This window comes from Paracoccus sp. FO-3 (assembly GCF_006386455.1).
Taxonomy (GTDB): Bacteria; Pseudomonadota; Alphaproteobacteria; order Rhodobacterales; family Rhodobacteraceae; genus Paracoccus; species Paracoccus versutus.
On record NZ_VCBQ01000041.1, the window covers coordinates 1 to 21,211 of the forward strand.

The window sequence follows — 21,211 nt, forward strand, 5'->3', positions numbered from 1 at the left end:
CGCGCCGGCGCAGCGCCCGCCGCGGGCGACGCCGCATTGCAGCGCCGCGCCGAGGCCCTGCGCGCCCGCGCCAAGGCGCTGTCGCAGCAATCCCCGGCCGAGGACTGCCCCGAGGGCAGCGCCGATTGCCCGCCGAACTGAGGAGAAGCCCATGCCGGTCATCACCTGCATCGACGACCTGAAGGCGATCTATCGCCGACGCGTGCCCCGCATGTTCTACGACTATTGCGAAAGCGGCAGCTATACCGAGGGCACCTTCCGCGACAATTGCAGCGATTTCCAGCGCATCAAGCTGCGCCAGCGCGTCGCCGTGGACATGACCGGGCGCACCACCGAAAGCACGATGATCGGGCAGAAGGTCGCCATGCCGGTGGCGCTGGCCCCGGTCGGCATGACCGGCATGCAATGCGCCGATGGCGAGATCAAGGCGGCGCGGGCGGCGAAAGCCTTTGGCGTGCCCTTCACGCTTTCGACCATGTCGATCTGCTCGATCGAGGACGTGGCCCAGGCGACCCAGGCGCCGTTCTGGTTCCAGCTTTACGTGATGCGCGACCAGGAGTTCCTGGAGGCGATCATCGAGCGGGCCCGGCGTGCCCATTGCTCGGCGCTGGTGCTGACGCTGGACCTGCAGATCCTGGGCCAGCGCCACAAGGATCTGAAGAACGGGCTGTCCGCGCCGCCGCGGCTGACCCTGCCGGTGCTGCTGGACCTGGCGACGAAATGGCGCTGGGGCATCGAGATGCTGCAGACCAGGCGCCGCTTCTTCGGCAATATCGTCGGCCATGCCAAAGGGGTGGGCGATCCCTCGTCGCTGGTCGCCTGGACGGCCGAGCAGTTCGACCCGCAGCTCGACTGGGGCAAGATCGCCCGCATCCGCGACCTCTGGGGCGGCAAGCTGATCCTCAAGGGCATCAACGACCCCGAGGACGCCCGCATCGCCGCGGATTTCGGCGCCGATGCGATCATCGTCAGCAACCACGGCGGCCGGCAACTGGACGGTGCGGTCAGTTCCATCCGCATGCTGCCCGAGATCGTCAAGGCGGTGGGCGACCGGGTCGAGATCCATCTCGACAGCGGCATCCGTTCGGGCCAGGACGTGCTGAAGGCGCTGGCCATGGGGGCACATGCCACCCATATCGGCCGCGCCTTCATCTATGGGCTGGGCGCCATGGGCGAGGCCGGCGTGACCCGCGCGCTGGAGGTGATCCAGAAGGAGCTGGACATCACCATGGCGCTCTGCGGCGAGCGGGACGTCAAGAATCTCGACCGCCACAACCTGCTGGTGCCGCAGGACTTCCTGCAGCCCTGGAGCTAGGGTGCCGGGTTAGAATGTCGGGCTAGAATGTCAGGCTAGGGCGCGGGATCGGGCCGGGGCCGTTCGCCCCGCCCACGCTTCCTGTCCTTGCCGAAGCCGGGGATCGGCAGCCGGCCCAGCAGCAGCGCGGCCAGCGTCGGCAGGCCGAGCGCGAACAGCATCAGCTCGCCCAGATGCTCGAAACCCAGCGAGCGGGCCAGATGCAGCGCCATCACATGCATGAAATAGATCATGGCCGAGATCGGATCCAGCCGGATCGGCGGCTGCGGCATGGCCGTGCCCAGCACCGCCACGAACAGGGCCGGCGCCGCGACGTAAGAGCTGATCGGGATGTCCAGCATCACCTGGTCGCTGCGCCAGGCCTGCACCAGCCAGGCCTCGGCCATCAGCAGCCCGGCCCCGGCGGCGGTGGCGGCCAGCACCAGCCAGCGCGGCGGCAGCCCCGCCATCCCCAGCCGCGCCATGCGCCGGCCGCAGAGATAGCCGATGGCCACGAAGGGAAAGCACATGAAGAGGCCGTTCGAGAATTTCTTGACGCCGATAGGCGCGATCCCCGACAGGGCGACATATTGCAGCACCAGCCCGGTCGCGGCGCAGACCGCCGCGGCCGCCAGCAGGATGCGGTATTCATAGGCCGGCGCCAGCGCGCGGGCGATGCCGCGCAGCAGCAGGATCACCGCCCCGGCGACCAGGATGCCGGCCATGAACCACAGGTGGAAATAGCCCCAGGCCAGGGTCTTGAGCAGCGAGACCAGCCCATGCACCTCGTTCAGCCAGAAGGGCAGATAGACCGCCATCCAGAACAGGTAGAGCGCCGCCACGCGGGCCAGCCATTTGTTGCCCTTGTCGCGCGCCACCGCAGAATAGAGGAAATAGCCCGCCACGATGCAGAAGGCCGGCACCATGACCCGCATCAGCCCGTTGCCGATCATGAACAGCCTGGGCGTCATGTGCGACTGCAGCCAGTAGGTATGGGCAAAGGCAACCAGGACCGCCAATCCCAGCTTGAGATAGTCCAGCGAATGAATACGATGCAACGCGAAAACCCCGGCCCCGTGTGCTGCAATGCTCTGCAACCGCGAGGGCCATCTGACAAGCCTTTTTCCCCTCGCATGCAAGTGTTTTTTCGCTTCACATCCATCTGACGTCGCGCTATAGGCCCGCATTCGGCCATGCACCCTTGGAGGATGGCCGCGAACCGTCAACAAAGGAATACCATCATGGCCAAAGAGATCCCGGATCTGGTGGCCGAGGCACGCGCGGGGACAGGCAAGGGGGCCGCCCGCCAAGCTCGCCGCGAAGGCAAGGTGCCCGGCATCGTTTATGGCGACGGCAAGGAGCCGCAGCCGATCCAAATCGAGTTCAACTCGCTGCTGACCAAGCTGCGCGCCGGTCGCTTCATGTCCACGCTGTGGAACCTGAAGATCGACGGCCAGGACGACGTGCGCGTCGTCTGCCGCGGCGTCCAGCGCGACGTGGTCAAGGACCTGCCGACGCATATCGACTTCATGCGCCTGCACCGCAACACCCGCGTGAACCTGTTCATCCACGTGAACTTCGAAAACCAGGAAGCCGCCCCCGGCCTCAAGCGCGGCGGCACGCTGGTCGTGGTGCGCCCCGAGGTCGAACTGGTCGTGACCGCCTCGGACATCCCCGAGCAGATCACCGTGGACCTGACCGGCAAGCAGATCGGCGACACCATCCACATCAACGACGTGGTGCTGCCCGCCGGCGTGAAGCCGACCATCGACCGCAATTTCGTCATCGCCAATATCGCGGCGCCCTCGGGCCTGCGTTCGGCCGACAACGAGGAAGCCGCCGCTGCCGAAGGCGAGGCCACCGAGGCCTGATCGCAGGCCCAGGCAAGGCGAATCACATCGGGCGGCACCCCTGCGGGCGCCGCCCTTTCTCTTGCCGTCATGGCCCGCGGTTGCTAGGAGATCGCGCCTGACGCGAAGGGGAAAACCATGGAACCGATCCATATCATCGGCGCCGGCCTTGCCGGGTCCGAGGCCGCCTGGCAGATCGCCCGCGCCGGCGTGCCGGTGGTGCTGCACGAGATGCGGCCCCAGGTCGCGACCTTCGCCCACCGCACCGGCGATTGCGCCGAGATGGTCTGCTCGAACAGCTTCCGCTCGGACGACGACCGCATGAACGCCGTGGGCCAGCTGCATTGGGAGATGCGGGCGGCGGGCGGGCTGATCATGGCCATGGCCGACCGCCACCGCCTGCCGGCCGGCGGCGCGCTGGCCGTGGACCGCGACGCCTTCTCGCAGGCGGTGACGCAGGCGCTGCAGGCCGAGCCGCTGGTCAGCTTCCAGCCCGGCGAGATCCGCAGCCTGCCCTCCGAGGGGCGCTGGATCGTCGCCACCGGCCCGCTGACCTCGGACGCGCTCGGCCGGTCGATCCGCGACCTGACCGGCGAGGGCTCACTTGCCTTCTTCGACGCCATCGCCCCCATCGTCCATGCCGAGAGCATCGACATGTCGATCTGCTGGCGCCAAAGCCGCTACGACAAGGGCGAGACCGAGGAAGAGCGCACCGCCTATATCAACTGCCCGATGACGCGCGCGGATTACGAGGGCTTCATCGACGCCCTGCTGGCGGCCGACAAGACCGAGTTCCACGAGGGAGAAACGGCCGGCTATTTCGACGGCTGCCTGCCGATCGAGGTGATGGCCGAGCGCGGCCGCGAGACCCTGCGCCACGGCCCGATGAAGCCGGTCGGCCTGACCAATGCGCATAACCCGGCGGAAAAGCCCCATGCCGTGGTGCAGCTGCGCCGCGACAATGCGCTGGGAACGCTCTACAATATCGTCGGCTTCCAGACCAAGATGAAATATGGCGCGCAAGTGGATGTTTTTCGGCGTATTCCCGGATTGCAGGACGCGAGTTTCGCCCGTCTGGGCGGCATCCATCGCAACAGTTTCCTGAATTCGCCGCGGCTGATCGACGACCGGCTGCGGCTGCGCGCGCGTCCGAACCTGCGCTTTGCCGGCCAGGTGACGGGGGTCGAGGGCTATGTCGAAAGCGCCGCCATGGGCCTGCTCGCCGGGCGCATGGCCGCGGCCGAGGCGCTGGGGCGCGACCTGCCGCCGCCGCCCGCGACCAGTTCCATGGGCGCGCTGGTCAACCACATCACCGGCGGCGCGGATGCCAGAACCTTCCAGCCGATGAACGTGAATTTCGGCCTCTACCCGCCGCTGGACGCCATGCGCGGCGGCCGCAAGGGGCGCAAGGACCGCTACCCGGCCTATACCGACCGGGCAAAAGCCGATTTTAATGAATGGCTTGCGGGGCAGAGTTGAACCGGACGCGGTTCGCCCCCTCGCCGACCGGCCCCCTGCATCTGGGCCATGCCTTCGCGGCGCTGACCGCCGCGCGGCTGGCCGATCCCGGCCAGTTCCTGCTGCGGATCGAGGACATCGACCAATCCCGCTGCCGCCCGGAATACGAGGCGCTGATCGCGCAGGATCTGCACTGGCTGGGCCTCGACTGGCCGCAGCCGGTCATGCGCCAGTCCGAACGCCTGCCCGCCTATCAGGCGGCGCTCGACCGGCTGGCGGCGCTTGGCCTGACCTATCCCTGCCGCTGCCGCCGCGCCGACATCCGCGCGGCGCTTTCCGCCCCGCAAGAAGGTGCGGCGCCGGCCATCGGCCCGGACGGCCCGGTCTATCCCGGCACCTGCCGCCACTGCCCCATGGCGGATGCCGGGCCGGACGACGCCATCCGCCTGGACGCCGCCCGCGCGTTCCGGCACCTCGGCCTCGACGAGATCGCCTTCCTCGACGAGAATGTCGCCCCCGGCCTGCCGCACCGGCTGTCGGCGCAGGATTTCATCGCCGGCATCGGCGATGTGGTTCTGGCGCGGCGCGGCATGGGCACCAGCTATCACCTTTCGGTGGTGGTGGACGATGCCGCCCAAGGCATCACCTTGGTCACGCGCGGAAAAGATCTTCTGGATTCAACATGGATCCATGTGCTTCTTCAGAAACTGCTGGAGCTTTCGACGCCGCGCTATCACCACCACCGGCTGATCCGAGACGACCAGGGCAAGCGGCTGGCCAAGCGCGACGACGCCCGCGCGCTGAAGCTGTTCCGCGACGAAGGCATCAGCGCCGACGAGATCCGCCGCCGGCTAGGCTTCTGACGGCTCCATGATGACGACCTCCGCCCCCTCGCGGATGGCGGTGTAAAAGCAGCTGCGCCGGTTGGTGTGGCAGGCCGGCCCATGCTGGTCCACCAGCAGCAGCAGGCAGTCGCGGTCGCAATCCACCCGCAACTCCACCAGCTTCTGCACATGGCCCGAACTCTCGCCCTTGACCCAGAAGCCCTGGCGCGAGCGCGACCAATAGGTGACGCGTCCCGTCTCCAGCGTCCGCTGCACGGCCTCGGCATTCATCCAGGCCATCATCAGCACCTCGCCGCTCCGATGATCCTGCGCGATGGCGGGAATCAGGCCCTTCGCGTCATATTTCAGGCTGGCGGGGTCGAACATCGGCTTTCCTTTCGGCTGCACCGTCCCTATCTAGACCGGGCGGCAGCAAGGGAAAAGACCATGTCCGACAGCGACCTGATGCAGCTCTATTCCCGGCGCATCCTGGCGCTGGCCTCGGACATCCCGCATCTGGGCAAGCTTGACCATGCGACAGGCAGCGCCCATCGCCGTTCGCCGCAATGCGGCTCGTCGGTGACGGCACATGTGGCGATGCAGGACGGCCGCATCGCCGATTTCGCGCAAGAGGTGCGGGCCTGCGCCCTGGGCCAGGCCTCGGCCGGGGTGCTGGGCCGCACCGCGCTCGGCCGCACACGGGCCGAGATCGCGCAGGCCCGCGACGAATTGCAGGCCATGCTGAAATCCGGCGGCCCCGCCCCCGCCGCCCCCTTCGAGGAACTCGAGGCGCTGCTGCCCGCCCGCGAATTCCCGAACCGCCACGCCTCGATCCTGCTGGCCTGGGAGGCGCTCCTGGGCGCCATCGACGCCTCGGCCTGACCGGCTTCTTCGTTCCCCAAATACCCCCGCCGGAGGCGCGCCCCGCCCGGCTTCTTCGTTCCCCAAATACTCCCGCCGGAGGCGATAAAAAAAGAAAGCCGGCCCGCAGGGGACCGGCAGTTGCGCGCAGGATCGTCCGGGGAAAGGGACCGGCCCCAGGCGAAGGGCCGTCGATTGCGCGGGGCAGTAGGGATCAGGCTGCCAGGATCGAAGGCAGCGAAAACAGGATGATCGCCGTCACCGAGATCGCGACGGTGCCGAGCAGGTCAGAGAGGGATTCGCGGGTCATGAGGTCTCTCCACGGTTCGTTTATGGTTTGTTCTCATGAGTCGGGAACAAAGTAAAGAACTTTTTAAGAACATCCTGCGAACATCTATCCGGCGGTGATCAGGCGGATGGCGCGGTCCTGTTCCATCAGCCACAGAAGCAGCCGCACCGCCTGGCCGCGCTCGCTCTCCATCGCAGGGTCGCGCTCCAGGAAGCTCTGCGCATCCTTGCGCGCCAGGGCCATCAGCCCGGCCTGGCGTTCCAGGTCGGCGATGCGGAATCGCGGCAGGCCGGATTGCGCCGTGCCGATCACGTCGCCGGCGCCGCGCATGGCCAGGTCTTCCTCGGCGATGCGGAAACCGTCCTCGGTCTCGCGCAGGATCGTCAGCCGCCGCCGCCCGGTTTCCGACAGCGGCTCGTGATACATCAGCAGGCAGCTCGACGCGCCCGAACCGCGCCCGACCCGGCCGCGCAGCTGGTGCAATTGCGCCAGGCCGAAGCTTTCGGCGCGCTCGATCACCATGATCGTCGCCTCGGGCACGTCCACGCCGACCTCGATCACCGTGGTCGCGACCAGGATGCGCGCCCGCCCGGCGGCGAAATCGGCCATGGCGGCATCGCGTTCCTCGGCCGGCATCTGGCCATGCACCATCCGCACCTGCGCGCCGAATCGCGCCCGCAGCTCCTGGAAGCGCGCCTCGGCCGCGGTCAGGTCCACCGCCTCGCTTTCCTCGACCAGCGGGCAGACCCAATAGGCCCGCGCCCCACCCTCGAGCGCGCGGGCCAGATGCGCCACCACCTCGGCCATGCGGGCGTCCGAGATCACCGTGGTGCGGATCGGCTGCCGCCCCGCGGGCTTTTCGTCCAGCACCGACAGGTCCATGTCGCCGAATTGCGCCAGCGCCAGCGAACGCGGGATCGGCGTCGCCGTCATCACCAGCATGTCGGGCGGCTGGTGCCCGCCCTTGGCGCCCAGTTCCATGCGCTGGTTGACGCCGAAGCGGTGCTGCTCGTCGACGATGGCCAGCCGCAGGTCGTGGAACTCGACCGATTTCTGGATCACCGCATGGGTGCCGACCAGGATGTCGATGCGGCCCTCGGCCAGGTCGGTCAGGATATTGGCGCGCGCATCGCCCTTGTCGCGGCCGGTCAGCGCCTCGAGCCGGATGCCGGCCAGCCGCGCGAGCGGCTCCAGCGCGCGGAAATGCTGGCGCGCCAGGATCTCGGTCGGGGCCATCAGCACGCCCTGCCCGCCCGCCTCGACCGCGACCAGCAGCGCCAGGAAGGCGACCAGCGTCTTGCCGGCGCCGACATCGCCTTGCAGCAGCCGGTTCATCCGCCGCGGCGCGGCCATATCACCGGCGATCTCCTCGACCGCGCGGGCCTGCGCCCCGGTCGGCGGCCAGGGCAGCCCGGCCAGCACCTTGGCGCGCAGATGGCCGTCGCCCTGCGTGGACAGCCCCGCCTGCCGCCGCCGGTCGCGCCGCAACAGCGCCAGCGTCATCTGATGCGCGAACAGCTCGTCATAGGCCAACCGCGCGCGCACCGGATCGGTCGACGACAGGCCCGCCGGCCCCTGGGGCGCATGGGCGCGGGCCAGCGCCTCGGCCCAGGCCGGCCAGCCCTCGCGCGCCAGGACCGAGGCGTCGATCCACTCGCCCGCCTGCGGCAGCCGCGCCATCGCGGCCCCCACCGCCTTTTGCACCACCCCCTGGGTCAGCCGGCCCGAGAGCGGATAGACCGGCTCGAATTCCGGCGGCGGGGCCACACCCTCGGCGCCGATATGGTCGGGATGCACCATCTGCGCCACGCCGTCGAACAGCTCGACCTTGCCGGACACCAGCCGCCGCGCGCCCAGGGGCAGCTGGCTTTCGATCCAGTCCTTGCGCGGATGGAAGAAGACCAGCAGCAGGTCGGCGCTGCCGTCCGAGCAAAGCACCCGCCAGGGCCGGCCCTTGGCCGTGGGCGGGCTGTGGCGCTGCACGGTGACGGCCACGGTGACGATCTCGGGCGGGCGGGCCTCGACAAGTCGGGCGATCGGGCGGCGGCGGATGCCGGAATGCGGCAGGGTCAGGACCAGGTCGCGCAGCCGCGTCACGCCCATCTGGGCAAAGGATTCGGCCGCGCGCGGGCCGACACCGGGCAGGGTCTCGACGCCCGCGAACAGCGGGAACAGCGCCGGCGGCCGGCCCGTCACCCCTGGGCGATCGCCAGCCATTCGTCCTCGTCGATGACCTTGATGCCAAGCTCGGCCGCCTTCTTCGCCTTCGACCCCGCGCCCGGCCCGGCGATCAGCAGGTCGGTCTTGGCCGAGACCGAGCCCGCGACATGGGCGCCAAGCGCCTCGGCCCGCGCCTTGGCCTCGGCCCGCGTCATCTTTTCCAGCGTGCCGGTAAAGACCAGCGTCTTGCCGGTGATGGCGCTGTCGGTGGCGCGCGCCTCGGGCGGCAGCACGGTCAGATGCGCGACCAGCCGGTCGATCGCCGCCCGCTCGCGCTCATTGGCAAAGGCGTCCGAAAGCGACATGGCCAGCACCGGGCCGATGCCGTCGGCGGCGATCAGCCCGGCCCAGGCATTCGCCGCATCGGCCGGCAGGTCGGCCTGCGCCAAGGCGGCGGCGCGCGCCTCCGCGGGGCGGGCGCGACGGCCCTCGGCCTGCGCGGCCTCGCGTTCGGCCTGGACCGCCTCCTCGGCGGCGCGATGGGCGATGGCGGCCGGGCGCGCGGTGTCGAGCGCCGCCTCCAGCGCCTGCCAGCTGCCGTAATGGCGGGCCAGATCCTGCGCCGCGACCTCGCCGACATGGCGGATCCCGAGCGCGAACAAGAGCCGCGCCAGCGGGATCTCGCGGCGCTTCTGGATGGCCTGGAACAGGCTCGCGGCGCTTTTCTCGCCCCAGCCCTCGCGATTCTTCAGCTGCCGGGGCTGGCCGGGGCCATAGCGGTCCTCCAGGGTAAAGATGTCGGCCGGCTCGGCGATCCAGCCGTCGCGGAACAGCTCCTCGACCAGCTTGGCGCCCAGCCCCTCGATGTCGAAGGCGGCGCGCGAGACGAAATGGCGCAGCTTCTCGACCGCCTGGGCCGGGCAGATCAGCCCGCCGGTGCAGCGGCGGACCGAATCGCCCTCTTCCCGGATCGCGGGCGAGCCGCATTCCGGGCAGGTGGCCGGAAAGGCATAGGGCGCGGCCTCGGGCGGGCGCTTGGCCAGGTCCACGTCCGCGACCTTGGGGATCACGTCGCCGGCGCGATAGACCTCGACCCAGTCGCCGATGCGGATGTCCTTGCCGCCGCGGATCTCGCTGCCGTCGGCGCCGCGGCCGGCGATGTAATCCTCGTTATGCAGGGTGGCGTTCGAGACGACGACCCCGCCCACCGTCACCGGATGCAGCCGCGCCACCGGGCTCAGTGCGCCGGTGCGGCCGACCTGGATGTCGATGGCTTCCAGCCGGGTCCAGGCGCGCTCGGCCGGGAACTTGTGCGCGAGCGCCCATCGCGGCGTGGTCGAGCGCATGCCCAGCCGCGCCTGATAGCCAAGGTCGTTCACCTTGTAGACCACGCCGTCGATGTCATAGCCCAAGGTCGCGCGCATCTGCTCGATCTCGGCCCAGGCGGCCAGCATGTCCTGGACCGAGGCGCAGATCCGGGTCAGCGGATTGGTCTGGAAGCCGAAATCCTGCATCCGCCGCACCGCCTCCATCTGCGTGCGGGCAAAGGGCGCGCTGACCTCGCCCCAGGCATAGGCAAAGAAGCGCAGGGGCCGCGATGCCGTCACCGCAGGGTCGAGCTGGCGCAGCGAGCCCGCCGCCGCATTGCGCGGGTTGGCAAAGACCCGGCCGCTGTCAGACTGGTTCAGCTTTTCGAAATCGACATGCGACATGTAGACCTCGCCGCGGATCTCCAGCACGTCGGGCCAGTCGTCGCCGGCAAGCTGGCCGGGAATGTCGGCGATGGTGCGGGCGTTGGCGGTCACGTTCTCGCCCACCGCCCCGTCGCCGCGGGTCGCGGCCTGGACCAGCCGCCCGCCTTCGTAGCGCAGCGACAGCGACAGCCCGTCGATCTTGGGCTCGGCGGTGATCTCCAGCGCCGCGCCGGGGGCGAGGTTCAGGAATGAGCGCACCCGCTGCACGAAGGCTTCGACATCGCCCTGGGTAAAGCCGTTTTCCAGCGACAGCATCGGCAGGCGATGCGGGATCTTGGCAAAGCGCGTATCGGGCGTGGCGCCGACCTGCTCGGTCGGGCTGCCGGGATGGGCAAGATGGGGAAAGCGCGCCTCGATCTCTTCCAGCCGGCGCTTGCAGGCGTCGTATTCGGCATCGCTGATGAAGGGCGCATCTTCCTGGTAATAGGCCAGGTTCGCCCGCGCCACCTCGTCGCTCAGCCGGGCGTGCTCGGCCTCGGCGGCCTCGGCGTCCAGGCTGGAGACGGGCGGCAGGGCCGCAGCCGGCGCTGCCGGCTCCCCCGCCGGAACCGCCCGATCCTCGTCATCTCCGGCCATCTGCCCTCCGCCTTCTGTCGGCCTTGCGGGCCGTGATCTGCGCAGCAGGTGATACCGGGGCGAAGGCCGGGTTGTCCAGCGCCCGGCCCCACGGTCTTCCGCGACCCCGAAGCCCCGCCGGGCTCAGGCGCGCAGGGCCATGCGTTCGGGGTTCTGCGTCTCGGAGGCCGGGTCGCGCAGGACATAGCCCCTGCCCCAGACCGTCTCGATATGGCTTTCGCCGTTCATCGCCGCCGCCAGCTTCTTGCGCAGCTTGCAGACGAAGACGTCGATGATCTTCAGCTCGGGCTCGTCCATGCCGCCGTAAAGATGGTTCAGGAACATCTCCTTGGTCAGCGTCGTGCCCTTGCGCAGGCTCAGAAGCTCCAGGATCTGGTATTCCTTGCCGGTCAGATTGACCGCGCGCCCGCCCACCTCGACCGAGCGTGCGTCCAGGTTCACCACCATCTCGCCGGTGCGGATCACCGACTGGCTATGGCCCTTGGAACGGCGGATGATGGCCTGGATGCGGGCGACCAGCTCCTCGCGGTTGAAGGGCTTGGTCATGTAGTCGTCGGCACCGAAGCCAAAGCCGCGCAGCTTGCTTTCGGTGTCGTCCGAGCCGGTCAGGATCAGGATCGGCGTGTCGATGCGGGACATGCGGATCTGGCGCAGGACCTCCATGCCGTGCATGTCCGGCAGGTCCAGGTCCAGCAGGATCAGGTCGTAGTCATAGAGCTTGGCAAGGTCGATGCCCTCCTCGCCCATATCGGTGCGATAAACATTATAACTCGCGTTCGTCAGCATCAGCTCGATGCTGCGCGCCGTGGTCGGATCATCCTCGACCAGAAGGATTCGCATGTCATTTCCCCTTGCTAACCAGGCTACTGGCAAAACCTCTCAGCAAAAGGTTAATATCACGTTACCGGCCTATTTATCAAATTTGTCTCAACTTACGGTTGCCGAAATTTCTGCAGATGCGTGATTTTCAGCGCATTGCGGCCATGCTGGCGAAAGGCGCTGGCCCAGGCGTCGAACTCTTCCTCGGTCAGGCCATAGCGGCGAATCGCCTCGTCCCGCGACAAGAGGCCGTAATGCACCGCATCGACCACCGCCGCCTTGCGGCTGGCCACCCAGCGGGTCTGCGGCTGGGGCAGATCGGCCTGGGTCAGGATGCTGCCATCGGGCAGGATCACGGTGCGCAGACCGGGAGTTTTCTTCAAAAACATCGGCAAGTCCCTGTTCTCTCTGCCTCCTTGTGTCGCAAACTTCTTAAGCCCCGGTGAAGTGGCGCAGGGTTTTTCCAGGCCCGGCCCTTGAGAATTGCCGGTTTTTACCTATAAATGTCATGAACTGCGGGCCAGAGCAGCGCGCCCGCGCAAAGGACGATCCATGACAGCGCCAAGCCCCTCTCTGCGCCATGACGCGCCAGATTCGACCGTGAATTCGCTGGGCTTTGCCAAGCCGCCGGCGCAGACGCGCGTGGTCGTGGCCATGTCGGGCGGCGTGGACAGCTCGGTCGTGGCCGCGATGCTGGCCGCGCAGGGCTATGACGTGATCGGCGTGACCCTGCAGCTTTACGACCATGGCGCGGCGCTGGCGAAAAAGGGCGCCTGCTGCGCCGGGCAGGACATCCACGACGCCCGCCGCGTGGCCGAGCGCATCGGTTTTCCGCATTACGTGCTGGATTACGAGAACAGGTTCCGCGAATCGGTGATCGAGGAATTCGCCGATGCCTACCTGGCCGGTGCGACGCCGGTGCCCTGCATCCGCTGCAACGAGCGGGTGAAGTTCCGCGACCTGCTGGAGACGGCGCGCGAGCTTGATGCCGATTGCATGGCGACCGGGCATTACATCCGCCGCTTCGACGGCCCGCGCGGGGCCGAGCTGCACATGGCGGCCGACCCGGCCCGCGACCAGAGCTATTTCCTGTTCTCGACCACGCAGGAGCAGCTGGATTTCCTGCGCTTCCCGCTGGGCGGGCTGGCCAGCAAGGCCGAGACGCGGGCGCTGGCGGCGCAATACGGGCTTTCGGTCGCCGACAAGCCCGACAGCCAGGACATCTGCTTCGTGCCCGATGGCGACTATGCCGGCGTGATCGAAAAGCTGCGCCCCGGCGCCGCCGATCCGGGCGAGATCGTGGACATGGACGGCAACATCCTGGGCACGCATCGCGGCGTGATCCATTACACCATCGGCCAGCGCCGCGGCCTGGGCATCGGCGGCCTGGGCGATCCGCTTTACGTGGTGCGGCTGGAGCCCGAGACGCGGCGCGTCGTCGTCGGCCCCAAGCAGGCGCTGGCGACCCGGATCGTGCCGGTGACCGAGGTGAACTGGCTGGGCGACGAGCCCTTCGCCGGCGAGATCCCGATCACCGCCCGCATCCGCTCGACCCGGCCGCCGCGGCCGGCCATCCTGCGCGCGACCGGCGAGCGGCGCGCCGAGATCGAACTGCTGGCCCCGGAAGAGGGCGTCAGCCCCGGCCAGGCCTGCGTCTTTTACGCGACCGAAGGGACGCGCGTGCTGGGCGGCGGCTGGATCTCGCATCGCCGCGGCGGCTGAGTTCAGGCCGCCGCAGCCAGCAGGCGGATGCGCTCGACCATGGCGCGCAGCCCGTTCGAGCGCTGCGCCGAAAGATGCTCCTCCAGCCCCAGCCGGCCAAGCTCGGCACTGGCGTCGATCGCCGCCACCTCGCCGACCGGCACGCCGGAATAAAGCGCATGCAGGATGGCGATCAGCCCGCGCACGATCAGCGCATCGCTGTCGCCCTGGAAGTCGAAGCGGCCAGCCTCGATCCGGGGCATGATCCAGACCTGGCTGGCGCAACCCTCGACCTTGGTGGCGGGCACCTGCAACGAGGCATCCATCGGCGCCATCGCCTTGCCCAGTTCGATGACATGGCGGTAGCGCTCTTCCCAATCCTCCAGGAAATCGAAGGTCTCGGCGATTTCTTCAAAGGCGGGCGTGGCCATCGGGGCATCCTCTCGCATCGGGCGGCACTGGCATAGCGCGACGGGGCGGCAAGGTCAAAGAGGCTTTCGCGCCCGCCCGACTTGGCCTATCACTGCGCCAAAGACTTGGGAAAACGGGGGCAGCCTTCATGCGGTCGGGAACCTTGGGCATTCTTGCCTGTGCGATGCTGGTGCTGGGCGGTTGCGGCCGCATGGGGGACAGCAGCCTGAACCCGTTCCGCTGGTTCGGCGGCGGCAGCGGCGCGCCCCGCCAGCAGACGCTGGAGCCCGAAGGCGGCTATCCGACCGCGATCGAGGACGGCCGCCTGCCGCTGGCGCAGATCACCAGCGCGAAATGGGAGCCGCTCTACGAAGGGCGGATGCTGGTCGTGACCGGGCTTGCCGCCAGCAAGGGCTGGTGGGATGTGGCGCTGGTCACCGAGGTGCCGATGCCCAGGGGACGCATCCGCCCCGATCAGGACGGCGTGCTGCGCCTGCGGCTGGTGGGCAAGCCGCCCCTGCCCGACACCTTCGCCGCCGCCAACCCGCCGCAGCCTGCCAGCGATACGGTGACGGTGGCGCTGACGCTTCCCAACGCCGCCCTGGCGGACCTGCGCGAGGTGGTGATCACCGGCGCCGGCAACGCCATCACGCTGCGCCGCTGACGCCGGGCCCAGGCTCGGTTCGGCAGCGCGAAAGGCTGCAGGCAAACCGCGACCGGCACGGTTGCGCCATGGGTATTTGAGGAACGGAGAAGACGTGGGCGGCGCCAGGATCTTCTTCGTTCCTCAAATACCCATGGGCGACATTGCCGCATCGCCCTGTCCGTCATCTTGATCGCCAGACCGGAGTAGCGGGGACGAGGCGCAGGCCATGAGCCGAATGCAGGCAGGGCGGCCGCCGTGGCAGGAAAAAGGCCCGCATGACGCATGCGGGCCTTTTCGCGGAATGCCGGCGGGTGCGGCCGGTCAGGCCATCTTGCGCAGATAGGTCCAGGTCGGCACGCGGGCGGCGCGCGCCACGGACCAGCTTTCCGCATCGCCGAGATATTCGAAGCCGCAATTGGTCAGCACCCGCGCCGAGCCGGGATTGTCCTGGAACGCCTCGGCAAACAGCGTGCGCGAGCCGTGCGGATTGGCCTCGACCAGGGCCGAGACCGCCTCGGTCGCGAAGCCGGTGTTCCAGAACCCCGCCCCGATCCAGAAGCCGAGTTCGGACTGTTCCTTGTCGATCCGCGTCAGCGAGACCACGCCCAGCACCTCGGCCAGCTTGTTGGCCGAGCCGTCGATGGCCCAGACATCCTCGTCCCGGTCAGCCGCCATCGCCCGGCGGACATAGGCTTCGGAGGCGCCAGGCGGCAAGGGATGCGGGATCGAACGGGTTCCCTCGGCCACGCGCCGATCGGCGGTGTAATGCGCGATGAGCCCGGCATCCGATGCCCGCAGCGGGCGCAGGACGAAGCGCTCGGTCACGATCTCGATCTGCCGCGCATCCGAGGAAATCAATTCGTTCATGTCACTATTCTCCCCCAATTACTCGCAATCATATGGGTGCGGCCCCTGAAAACGCGAAGGGGACCGGCCCTGCCGATCCCCCTATTTAGCACCCGAGTGTTGAAATCGGCTTACTCGGCGGCCTCGAGATTGGCGGGAAGCACGGAAATATAGGTGCGGCCCTTGAGGCCCTTCTTGAAGGTCACGTGGCCGTCGGTCAGGGCGAACAGGGTGTGGTCGCGGCCCATGCCGACGTTCTGGCCCGGCCACCAGGTGGTGCCGCGCTGACGCACGATGATGTTGCCGGCGACGGCCTGCTGGCCGCCGAAGAGTTTCACGCCGAGACGACGACCGGCCGAGTCGCGGCCGTTGCGGGACGAACCGCCTGCTTTCTTATGTGCCATGGCTCAGTCTCCTTCTGCCTCAGTTGGCGTCTTCGGCCGAGGCTTCGGCTTCCGACTTCTTGGCTTTTGCCGGCTTGGCGGCCGGCTCGAGTTTGGTGCGCGCGCCGACGGCGGCTTTCACATCGGTCTTGTCGCCGCCTTTTTCAAGCAGCTCGGTGATGCGGACCAGCGTCAGCTGCTGGCGGTGGCCGCGGGTGCGCTGCGACGAATGCTTGCGGCGGCGCTTGACATAGGTGATGATCTTGTCGGCCTTGATGGTGTCGATCACCTCGGCCTGCACGGCGGCGCCGGCAACCAGCGGCGCGCCCACGGTCGCGCCGATCATCAGCACGTCGTTGAACTGGACCTTGTCGCCGGCTTCGGCGTTCAGTTTTTCGACGCGCAGCACGTCACCGGCCTGAACCCGGTATTGCTTGCCGCCCGTCTTGAGAACTGCGAACATTCCGTCTTTCCTTGCTCTGCCGCGTCCTTCGGCCCCTGCCTTGCAGGTGTTGCCGGGGCCAGGCCCCGCCTTCGGACAGCGCACCCATTGTTTCGGGTGAGGTTCAAAATATGATGCCGGCAACGGACATGTGCCCGGCCGGTCGCGGGTATATCGCGGATTCGGCCGGGCAAGTCAACCGAAATGGCGGCTCAGCGCCACAGATCGCGCGCCTCCTCCACCGCAAGCCGCCGCCCCTTGCGCAGCGCGCCCAGACCGGCCGACATGAGCGGCGCCGGGCGCGGATCGGTGCCGCTATAGGCGCCGCGGGCGCGGTTGTGCGGATGGCGCGGCGCCTCGTCCAATGACAGCACCGGGGCCGCGCAGGCATCGGTCCCCTCCAGCACGGTCGCCCAGTCGTCGCGGCTGCGGGTGGCGATGCGCGCGGCCAGGATCGCGCGCAGCGCGGCCCAGTTCGCCGGGTCGGCGCGGTCGGGCAGGTCGGCCTCGGACAGGCCCAGTCGCCGGACCAGTTCCGCCCAGAACTGCGGCTCGATGGCGGCGATGGCCAGGAAGCCGCCGCAGGCGCAGGGATAGCAGCTGTAATAGGGCGCGCCCCCGTCCAGCAGATTGGCCTGCCGCTGGTCCCGCCACAACCCGTTGGCGCGCAGCCCCGAGATCATCGCCATCAGATGCGCCACCCCGTCGGTGATCGCGGCATCGACCACCTGGCCCCGGCCGGTCTCGCGCGCAGCAAGGATCGCCGCCAGCATGCCCGAGACCAGATACATCGAGCCGGCGGCGAAATCGCCGACCAGGTTCAGCGGCGGCACCGGATGATCCGCGGGACCGATGGCGGAAAGCGCGCCGGTGATCGCCAGATAGGTCAGGTCGTGGCCGGCGGAATGGGCCAGCGGGCCGGTCTGGCCCCAGCCGGTCATGCGGCCATAGACCAGGCGCGGGTTTTCCGCGAAATCCTCGGGGCCGAGGCCCAGCCGCTCCATCACGCCGGGGCGCATGCCCTCGATCAGCGCATCGGCGCGCAGGATCAGGTCGCGGGCGATCCCGTGGCCCTCGGGCGATTTCAGGTCCAGTTCCAGCCAATCGCGGCCGCGGTCGAGCACGTCGCGGTCGAGCGGAAAGATCTGCGGCGCGCCGGGCCGGGCGATGCGCACCACCTGCGCGCCGTGGTCGGCAAGCCACATGGCGGCGAATGGCGTGGGGCCGATGCCGGCAATCTCGATGATGCGCAGGCTGGACAGGGCGCCGGTCATTCGCGGCCTCCGGGGGACTGGTGGGCGGTGAGGGACTCGAACCCCCGACATTCTCGGTGTAAACGAGACGCTCTACCAACTGAGCTAACCGCCCCCGTGCCGGCTGATAGCGCGATCCCGGCGTCCTTGGCAAGCACGGGCGTCACCGGCGCAGCCGCGCGATCAGCGACGAGGTGTCCCAGCGCCCGCCGCCCATGGCCTGCACCTCCTTGTAGAACTGGTCGACCAGCGCCGTCACCGGCAGGCTTGCCCCGGTCTCGTCGGCGGTGGCCAGGCAGATGCCCAGATCCTTGCGCATCCAGTCCACCGCAAAGCCGAAGTCGAAGCGGTTCTCGGCCATGGTCTGGTGGCGGTTCGCCATCTGCCAGCTGCCGGCGGCGCCCTGGCTGATCACCTCGACGACCTCGGGGATCGACAGCCCCGCCTTTTCGGCGAAATGCAGCGATTCCGACAGGCCCTGCACCAGCCCGGCAATGGCGATCTGGTTGCACATCTTGGTCAGCTGCCCCGCGCCCGAGGGGCCCATGAGCTTGCAGATCTTGGCATAGGCGGCGATCACCGGCTCGGCGCGGTCGTAATCGGCCTGCGCGCCGCCGCACATCACCGAAAGCTGGCCGCCCTCGGCCCCCGCCTGCCCGCCCGAGACCGGCGCATCGACGAAGCCCAGCCCGGCCTCGGCAGCGACCGCGGACAGTTCGCGCGTGACCGCGGCCGAGACCGTGGTGTGATCGACGAAGACCGCGCCCCGGCCCATGCCGGCAAAGGCGCCCGTCTCGCCCAGGCAGACCTGGCGCAGGTCGTCGTCATTGCCGACGCAGGCCATGACGAATTCGACGCCCCCGGCCGCCTCGCGTGCGGTGGCGGCCAGGCGGCCCTTGTGGCGCGCGGCCCAGGCCTCGGCCTTGGCGGGGCTGCGGTTCCAGACCGTCACCTCATGCCCGGCCGCGGCCAGGTGGCCCGCCATCGGAAAGCCCATCACCCCAAGTCCCAGAAATGCCACCCGCGCCATCAGATTCTCCCTTTCGTGTCGAAAAGGCGCGTTGATCCGGCCCGCGCCCTGCCCTATTCACCCCGATGAATTTCATCACCCGGCGCGGGGGTCAACCTCTCGTGCCCAAGCTCGGGACCGTGCCTTTTCATGGTGACACTTTTCCGCTGGCTTGTGCGCCTGACGGTCGGGCTGATCCTGCTGACCCTGGCGCTGGTGACGCTGGCCTGGTATTTCGCCATCCGCTCCTTGCCCGATTACGACGGCAGCTATGCGGTCCAGGGCATCTCGGCCCCGGTCGAGATCGTGCGCACGACCGAGGACGTGCCGCATATCTTCGGCCAAAGCGACCGCGACGTGTTCTTTGCGCTCGGGCTTGCCCATGCCCAGGACCGGCTGTTCCAGATGACCGTGCTGCGCCGTGCGGCCCAAGGCCGGCTGGCCGAGATCTATGGCATGGGCGCGCTGCCCGCCGACGACCTGGCACGCCGGCTGGGGCTTTACCGCAATGCCCGCGCCTCGCTCGAGGCCCAGGACCCCGAGGTGCTGGACGCGCTGCAAGCCTATGCCGCGGGCATCAACGCCTGGATCGAGCAGGTCAACCTGGGCGCGCGCGGGCGCGGGGCGCCGGAGTTCTTCCTTTATCCCGACGACATCGCCTATTGGGAACCGGCGGATTCGCTGGCGATCCTGAAGCTGCTGGCGGCCTCGTCCAGCGTGCAGCTGCGCCGCGAGGTGCTGCGCGCGCGGCTGTCTCTGGCCGCGCCCGAACGCGGGCAGGATCTGGTCGCCATGCCGGGCGAGCCGCCGCTGCCCGGCTATGCCGCGCTTTTTCCGGGCGCCCGCTTTGCCGCCCCGGAACGCGGCGCCGGGCCGCGGGACTGGACGGCGACGCTGGCCGGCTATCTGGCGCCGGCGGCGGGGGCCTCGGCCAACGGCTTTGCCGCCGCGGCCGGCCGCACGGCGGCGGGAGGGGCGCTGCTGGCCAATGACCCGCAATTCGCCCTGACCGCGCCGGGCCTGTGGTATCTGGCACGGATCGAGCTTGGCTCGGGCGGGGTGATCGGCGGCACCATCCCCGGCATTCCCGCGGTGCTGTCGGGTCGCAATACCGGCCTGGCCTGGGGCATCACCCCGGCCTGGATCGACGACCAGGACCTGTATATCGAGGAGGTCCAGCCCGGCGATCCCAACCGCTATCGCGGCGCGCAGGGCTGGACCGAGTTCGCGACCCGGCGCGAGACCCTGCGCATCCGCGGCGCCGAGCCGCAGACCATCACCCTGCGCGAGACCGAGAACGGCCCGGTCATCCCCGCCGCGCATCTGGACCTTGCCAGCATCCTGCCGGCCGGCCATGTCGCGGCGCTGTCCTGGACCGGCGGCCATGGCGAGGACCGCAGCATGTCGGCGCTGATCGGCCTGATGCGGGCGCAGGACCGCCAGGCGGCGACACAGGCGCTGCGCGGCATGGTCGCCCCGGCCCTGACGGTGACGCTGGCCGATGCGCGGGGCGTGGGCCAGGTGCTGGCCGGCGCCCTGCCGCAGCGTCCCGCCGGGCACCAGACGGCGGGACGCATGCCCGCGCCAGGCTGGGTCGTGCAGAACCGCTGGCAGGGGCTCGACCCCGCACCGTCCGAACTGGCCGAGCTGAGCCCCGAAAGCGGCATCGTCGCCGCAACCGGCGCGGCCGAGCCGGGCTGGGCCGGGCTGGGCCACGACCGGGCCGACGGCTACCGACTGGGCCGGCTGCGCCACCTGATCGAATCGCGCGAGGTGCATTCGCGCGACAGCTTCATCGCCGCGCAGACCGACATCGTCAGCCCGGTGGCCCGCGGCCTGCTGCCGCTGGTCGGGGCCGAGCTGTGGTTCACCGGCGAACCCGCGGCCCAGGGCACGCCCGAGCGGCTGCGCCAGGATGCGCTGGCGCTGCTGGCCAATTGGGACGGCGCGATGAGCGAGCATCTGCCCGAGCCGCTGATCTATGCCGCCTGGATGCGGGCCTTGCAGGACCGGCTGGTGCGCGACGACCTCGGCCCGCTGGCGCAGGACCTGACCGAGCTGTTCCCCGTTTTCATCGACCGGGTGTTTCGCGACGCCGGCGGCGCCTCGGAATGGTGCGACATCCGCCAGTCCGCCCCTGTCGAGACCTGCACCCAGATCGCCCGGCAGGCGCTGGACGCGGCGCTGCTGGACCTGGTGGCGCGCTTCGGCCCCGACCTTGCCAGCTGGCGCTGGGGCGACCTGCACCGCGCCCGCCATGTTCACCCGGCGCTGGGGGACATGCGCGGCATCTCCTATATCGTGAACCTGATCCAGCCGACCTCGGGCGGCGAGGCGACGATCGCCCATGCCGGCTTCCTGGGCCGGGGCCGCAATCCCTGGCTGAACGTGACCGGGGCCGCCTATCGCGGCGTCTATGACCTGGCCGACCCCGACAGCTCGGTCTTCGTCATCTCGACCGGGCAATCGGGCCATCCCTTTTCGCGCCATTACGACGACATGGCCGAGCTGTGGCGGCGCGGCGAATACGTGGTCATGTCGCTGGACCCGGCGCTGGCGCGGGCGGCGGCGGCGGGCATCACCCACCTGCAACCGGCCGGCGACTAGGGGGCTTGCATCCCGCGCCCGGCCGGGC

The 21,211-nt window shown here is 69.2% G+C and carries 20 protein-coding genes and 1 tRNA gene; 8 read left to right on the top strand and 13 right to left on the bottom strand.

Annotated features, from left to right (window positions below; translation table 11 throughout):
• Positions 1 to 151: 151 nt before the first annotated feature.
• On the top strand, positions 152 to 1,315 hold the full coding sequence (locus FE811_RS12970) for an alpha-hydroxy acid oxidase (RefSeq protein WP_116220894.1): 1,164 nt from the start codon (positions 152 to 154) through the stop codon (positions 1,313 to 1,315).
• 35 nt (positions 1,316 to 1,350) lie between these two features.
• Here FE811_RS12970 and FE811_RS12975 read toward each other — a convergent pair whose 3' ends face one another.
• Positions 1,351 to 2,352, bottom strand: a complete 1,002-nt coding sequence (locus FE811_RS12975; RefSeq protein WP_240540431.1) for an acyltransferase family protein — start codon at positions 2,350 to 2,352, stop codon at positions 1,351 to 1,353.
• 183 nt (positions 2,353 to 2,535) lie between these two features.
• Here FE811_RS12975 and FE811_RS12980 point away from each other — a divergent pair, with 183 nt between their 5' ends.
• From FE811_RS12980 to gluQRS, 3 genes are all read left to right on the top strand, one after another.
• Positions 2,536 to 3,165 carry a 50S ribosomal protein L25/general stress protein Ctc gene (locus FE811_RS12980; protein WP_036754782.1) on the top strand — a complete coding sequence of 210 codons (630 nt, stop codon included), beginning with the start codon at positions 2,536 to 2,538 and terminating at the stop codon, positions 3,163 to 3,165.
• 117 nt (positions 3,166 to 3,282) lie between these two features.
• Positions 3,283 to 4,623, top strand: coding sequence for a methylenetetrahydrofolate--tRNA-(uracil(54)-C(5))-methyltransferase (FADH(2)-oxidizing) TrmFO (gene trmFO / locus FE811_RS12985; RefSeq protein WP_116220892.1), 1,341 nt, complete (start codon positions 3,283 to 3,285; stop codon positions 4,621 to 4,623).
• Positions 4,602 to 5,465: a tRNA glutamyl-Q(34) synthetase GluQRS gene (gene gluQRS / locus FE811_RS12990; RefSeq protein ID WP_166435395.1), complete on the top strand. Its 864-nt coding sequence runs from the start codon at positions 4,602 to 4,604 to the stop codon at positions 5,463 to 5,465. The genes trmFO and gluQRS overlap by 22 nt, the downstream gene beginning before the upstream one ends.
• On the opposite strand, the gene hisI is transcribed toward gluQRS, so the two are convergent.
• Positions 5,454 to 5,813, bottom strand: a complete 360-nt coding sequence (gene hisI / locus FE811_RS12995) for a phosphoribosyl-AMP cyclohydrolase (RefSeq protein WP_072463542.1) — start codon at positions 5,811 to 5,813, stop codon at positions 5,454 to 5,456. The genes gluQRS and hisI overlap by 12 nt on opposite strands.
• Before the next feature lie 60 nt (positions 5,814 to 5,873).
• On the opposite strand from hisI, the gene FE811_RS13000 reads away from it, so the two are divergent.
• On the top strand, positions 5,874 to 6,308 hold the full coding sequence (locus FE811_RS13000) for an iron-sulfur cluster assembly scaffold protein (RefSeq protein WP_116220890.1): 435 nt from the start codon (positions 5,874 to 5,876) through the stop codon (positions 6,306 to 6,308).
• 373 nt (positions 6,309 to 6,681) lie between these two features.
• Here the strand turns inward: FE811_RS13000 and recG are convergent, their stop codons facing one another.
• The 4 genes from recG to FE811_RS13020 all read right to left on the bottom strand — a co-directional run bounded on the left by recG (position 6,682) and on the right by FE811_RS13020 (position 12,274).
• Positions 6,682 to 8,793, bottom strand: a complete 2,112-nt coding sequence (gene recG / locus FE811_RS13005; protein ID WP_116220889.1) for an ATP-dependent DNA helicase RecG — start codon at positions 8,791 to 8,793, stop codon at positions 6,682 to 6,684.
• Positions 8,769 to 11,066: an NAD-dependent DNA ligase LigA gene (ligA, locus tag FE811_RS13010; protein ID WP_116220888.1), complete on the bottom strand. Its 2,298-nt coding sequence runs from the start codon at positions 11,064 to 11,066 to the stop codon at positions 8,769 to 8,771. Before ligA ends, recG begins: the two co-directional genes overlap by 25 nt.
• A gap of 123 nt (positions 11,067 to 11,189) precedes the next feature.
• The gene (ctrA, locus tag FE811_RS13015) at positions 11,190 to 11,906 is read right to left on the bottom strand and encodes a response regulator transcription factor CtrA (protein WP_036754655.1); all 717 of its coding nucleotides are present in this window, start codon (positions 11,904 to 11,906) and stop codon (positions 11,190 to 11,192) included.
• A 92-nt stretch (positions 11,907 to 11,998) separates the two neighbouring features.
• Complete coding sequence (locus FE811_RS13020) at positions 11,999 to 12,274, bottom strand: DUF1153 domain-containing protein (protein WP_036754658.1); 276 nt, start codon at positions 12,272 to 12,274, stop codon at positions 11,999 to 12,001.
• Between the two features lie 163 nt (positions 12,275 to 12,437).
• Here FE811_RS13020 and mnmA point away from each other — a divergent pair, with 163 nt between their 5' ends.
• Positions 12,438 to 13,607: a tRNA 2-thiouridine(34) synthase MnmA gene (mnmA, locus tag FE811_RS13025; RefSeq protein WP_036754660.1), complete on the top strand. Its 1,170-nt coding sequence runs from the start codon at positions 12,438 to 12,440 to the stop codon at positions 13,605 to 13,607.
• A gap of 2 nt (positions 13,608 to 13,609) precedes the next feature.
• On the opposite strand, the gene FE811_RS13030 is transcribed toward mnmA, so the two are convergent.
• Positions 13,610 to 14,017: a SufE family protein gene (locus tag FE811_RS13030; protein WP_036754663.1), complete on the bottom strand. Its 408-nt coding sequence runs from the start codon at positions 14,015 to 14,017 to the stop codon at positions 13,610 to 13,612.
• 128 nt (positions 14,018 to 14,145) lie between these two features.
• Here FE811_RS13030 and FE811_RS13035 point away from each other — a divergent pair, with 128 nt between their 5' ends.
• Positions 14,146 to 14,661, top strand: a complete 516-nt coding sequence (locus FE811_RS13035) for a hypothetical protein (RefSeq protein WP_116220833.1) — start codon at positions 14,146 to 14,148, stop codon at positions 14,659 to 14,661.
• A gap of 303 nt (positions 14,662 to 14,964) precedes the next feature.
• Here the strand turns inward: FE811_RS13035 and FE811_RS13040 are convergent, their stop codons facing one another.
• The 6 genes from FE811_RS13040 to FE811_RS13065 form a co-directional block, all read right to left on the bottom strand.
• A complete protein-coding gene (locus FE811_RS13040; protein WP_036754676.1) occupies positions 14,965 to 15,510 on the bottom strand; it encodes a GNAT family N-acetyltransferase in 546 nt (181 codons plus the stop codon).
• 110 nt (positions 15,511 to 15,620) lie between these two features.
• Positions 15,621 to 15,893 carry a 50S ribosomal protein L27 gene (gene rpmA / locus FE811_RS13045; RefSeq protein ID WP_114535471.1) on the bottom strand — a complete coding sequence of 91 codons (273 nt, stop codon included), beginning with the start codon at positions 15,891 to 15,893 and terminating at the stop codon, positions 15,621 to 15,623.
• Positions 15,894 to 15,912: 19 nt separating this feature from the next.
• Complete coding sequence (gene rplU, locus FE811_RS13050; RefSeq protein ID WP_116220832.1) at positions 15,913 to 16,335, bottom strand: 50S ribosomal protein L21; 423 nt, start codon at positions 16,333 to 16,335, stop codon at positions 15,913 to 15,915.
• A 191-nt stretch (positions 16,336 to 16,526) separates the two neighbouring features.
• Positions 16,527 to 17,588, bottom strand: coding sequence for a CaiB/BaiF CoA-transferase family protein (locus FE811_RS13055; RefSeq protein WP_181180865.1), 1,062 nt, complete (start codon positions 17,586 to 17,588; stop codon positions 16,527 to 16,529).
• 18 nt (positions 17,589 to 17,606) lie between these two features.
• Positions 17,607 to 17,682: transfer RNA gene (locus FE811_RS13060), tRNA-Val, on the bottom strand.
• 48 nt (positions 17,683 to 17,730) lie between these two features.
• Positions 17,731 to 18,597, bottom strand: coding sequence for an NAD(P)-dependent oxidoreductase (locus FE811_RS13065; protein WP_116220783.1), 867 nt, complete (start codon positions 18,595 to 18,597; stop codon positions 17,731 to 17,733).
• 129 nt (positions 18,598 to 18,726) lie between these two features.
• Here FE811_RS13065 and FE811_RS13070 point away from each other — a divergent pair, with 129 nt between their 5' ends.
• Positions 18,727 to 21,183, top strand: coding sequence for a penicillin acylase family protein (locus FE811_RS13070; protein WP_116220782.1), 2,457 nt, complete (start codon positions 18,727 to 18,729; stop codon positions 21,181 to 21,183).
• The last annotated feature ends 28 nt before the right edge of the window (positions 21,184 to 21,211 follow it).

What these genes read in the sequence shown, in the direction of transcription:
- FE811_RS12970 (WP_116220894.1), top strand. Translation starts at nt 152, where the DNA reads ATGCCGGTCATCACCTGCATCGACGACCTGAAGGCGATCTATCGCCGA.
- FE811_RS12980 (WP_036754782.1), top strand. Translation starts at nt 2,536, where the DNA reads ATGGCCAAAGAGATCCCGGATCTGGTGGCCGAGGCACGCGCGGGGACA.
- trmFO (WP_116220892.1), top strand. Translation starts at nt 3,283, where the DNA reads ATGGAACCGATCCATATCATCGGCGCCGGCCTTGCCGGGTCCGAGGCC.
- gluQRS (WP_166435395.1), top strand. Translation starts at nt 4,602, where the DNA reads ATGGCTTGCGGGGCAGAGTTGAACCGGACGCGGTTCGCCCCCTCGCCG.
- hisI (WP_072463542.1), bottom strand. Translation starts at nt 5,813, where the DNA reads ATGTTCGACCCCGCCAGCCTGAAATATGACGCGAAGGGCCTGATTCCC.
- FE811_RS13000 (WP_116220890.1), top strand. Translation starts at nt 5,874, where the DNA reads ATGTCCGACAGCGACCTGATGCAGCTCTATTCCCGGCGCATCCTGGCG.
- recG (WP_116220889.1), bottom strand. Translation starts at nt 8,793, where the DNA reads ATGGCTGGCGATCGCCCAGGGGTGACGGGCCGGCCGCCGGCGCTGTTC.
- ligA (WP_116220888.1), bottom strand. Translation starts at nt 11,066, where the DNA reads ATGGCCGGAGATGACGAGGATCGGGCGGTTCCGGCGGGGGAGCCGGCA.
- ctrA (WP_036754655.1), bottom strand. Translation starts at nt 11,906, where the DNA reads ATGCGAATCCTTCTGGTCGAGGATGATCCGACCACGGCGCGCAGCATC.
- FE811_RS13020 (WP_036754658.1), bottom strand. Translation starts at nt 12,274, where the DNA reads ATGTTTTTGAAGAAAACTCCCGGTCTGCGCACCGTGATCCTGCCCGAT.
- mnmA (WP_036754660.1), top strand. Translation starts at nt 12,438, where the DNA reads ATGACAGCGCCAAGCCCCTCTCTGCGCCATGACGCGCCAGATTCGACC.
- FE811_RS13030 (WP_036754663.1), bottom strand. Translation starts at nt 14,017, where the DNA reads ATGGCCACGCCCGCCTTTGAAGAAATCGCCGAGACCTTCGATTTCCTG.
- FE811_RS13035 (WP_116220833.1), top strand. Translation starts at nt 14,146, where the DNA reads ATGCGGTCGGGAACCTTGGGCATTCTTGCCTGTGCGATGCTGGTGCTG.
- FE811_RS13040 (WP_036754676.1), bottom strand. Translation starts at nt 15,510, where the DNA reads ATGAACGAATTGATTTCCTCGGATGCGCGGCAGATCGAGATCGTGACC.
- rpmA (WP_114535471.1), bottom strand. Translation starts at nt 15,893, where the DNA reads ATGGCACATAAGAAAGCAGGCGGTTCGTCCCGCAACGGCCGCGACTCG.
- rplU (WP_116220832.1), bottom strand. Translation starts at nt 16,335, where the DNA reads ATGTTCGCAGTTCTCAAGACGGGCGGCAAGCAATACCGGGTTCAGGCC.
- FE811_RS13055 (WP_181180865.1), bottom strand. Translation starts at nt 17,588, where the DNA reads ATGACCGGCGCCCTGTCCAGCCTGCGCATCATCGAGATTGCCGGCATC.
- FE811_RS13065 (WP_116220783.1), bottom strand. Translation starts at nt 18,597, where the DNA reads ATGGCGCGGGTGGCATTTCTGGGACTTGGGGTGATGGGCTTTCCGATG.
- FE811_RS13070 (WP_116220782.1), top strand. Translation starts at nt 18,727, where the DNA reads ATGGTGACACTTTTCCGCTGGCTTGTGCGCCTGACGGTCGGGCTGATC.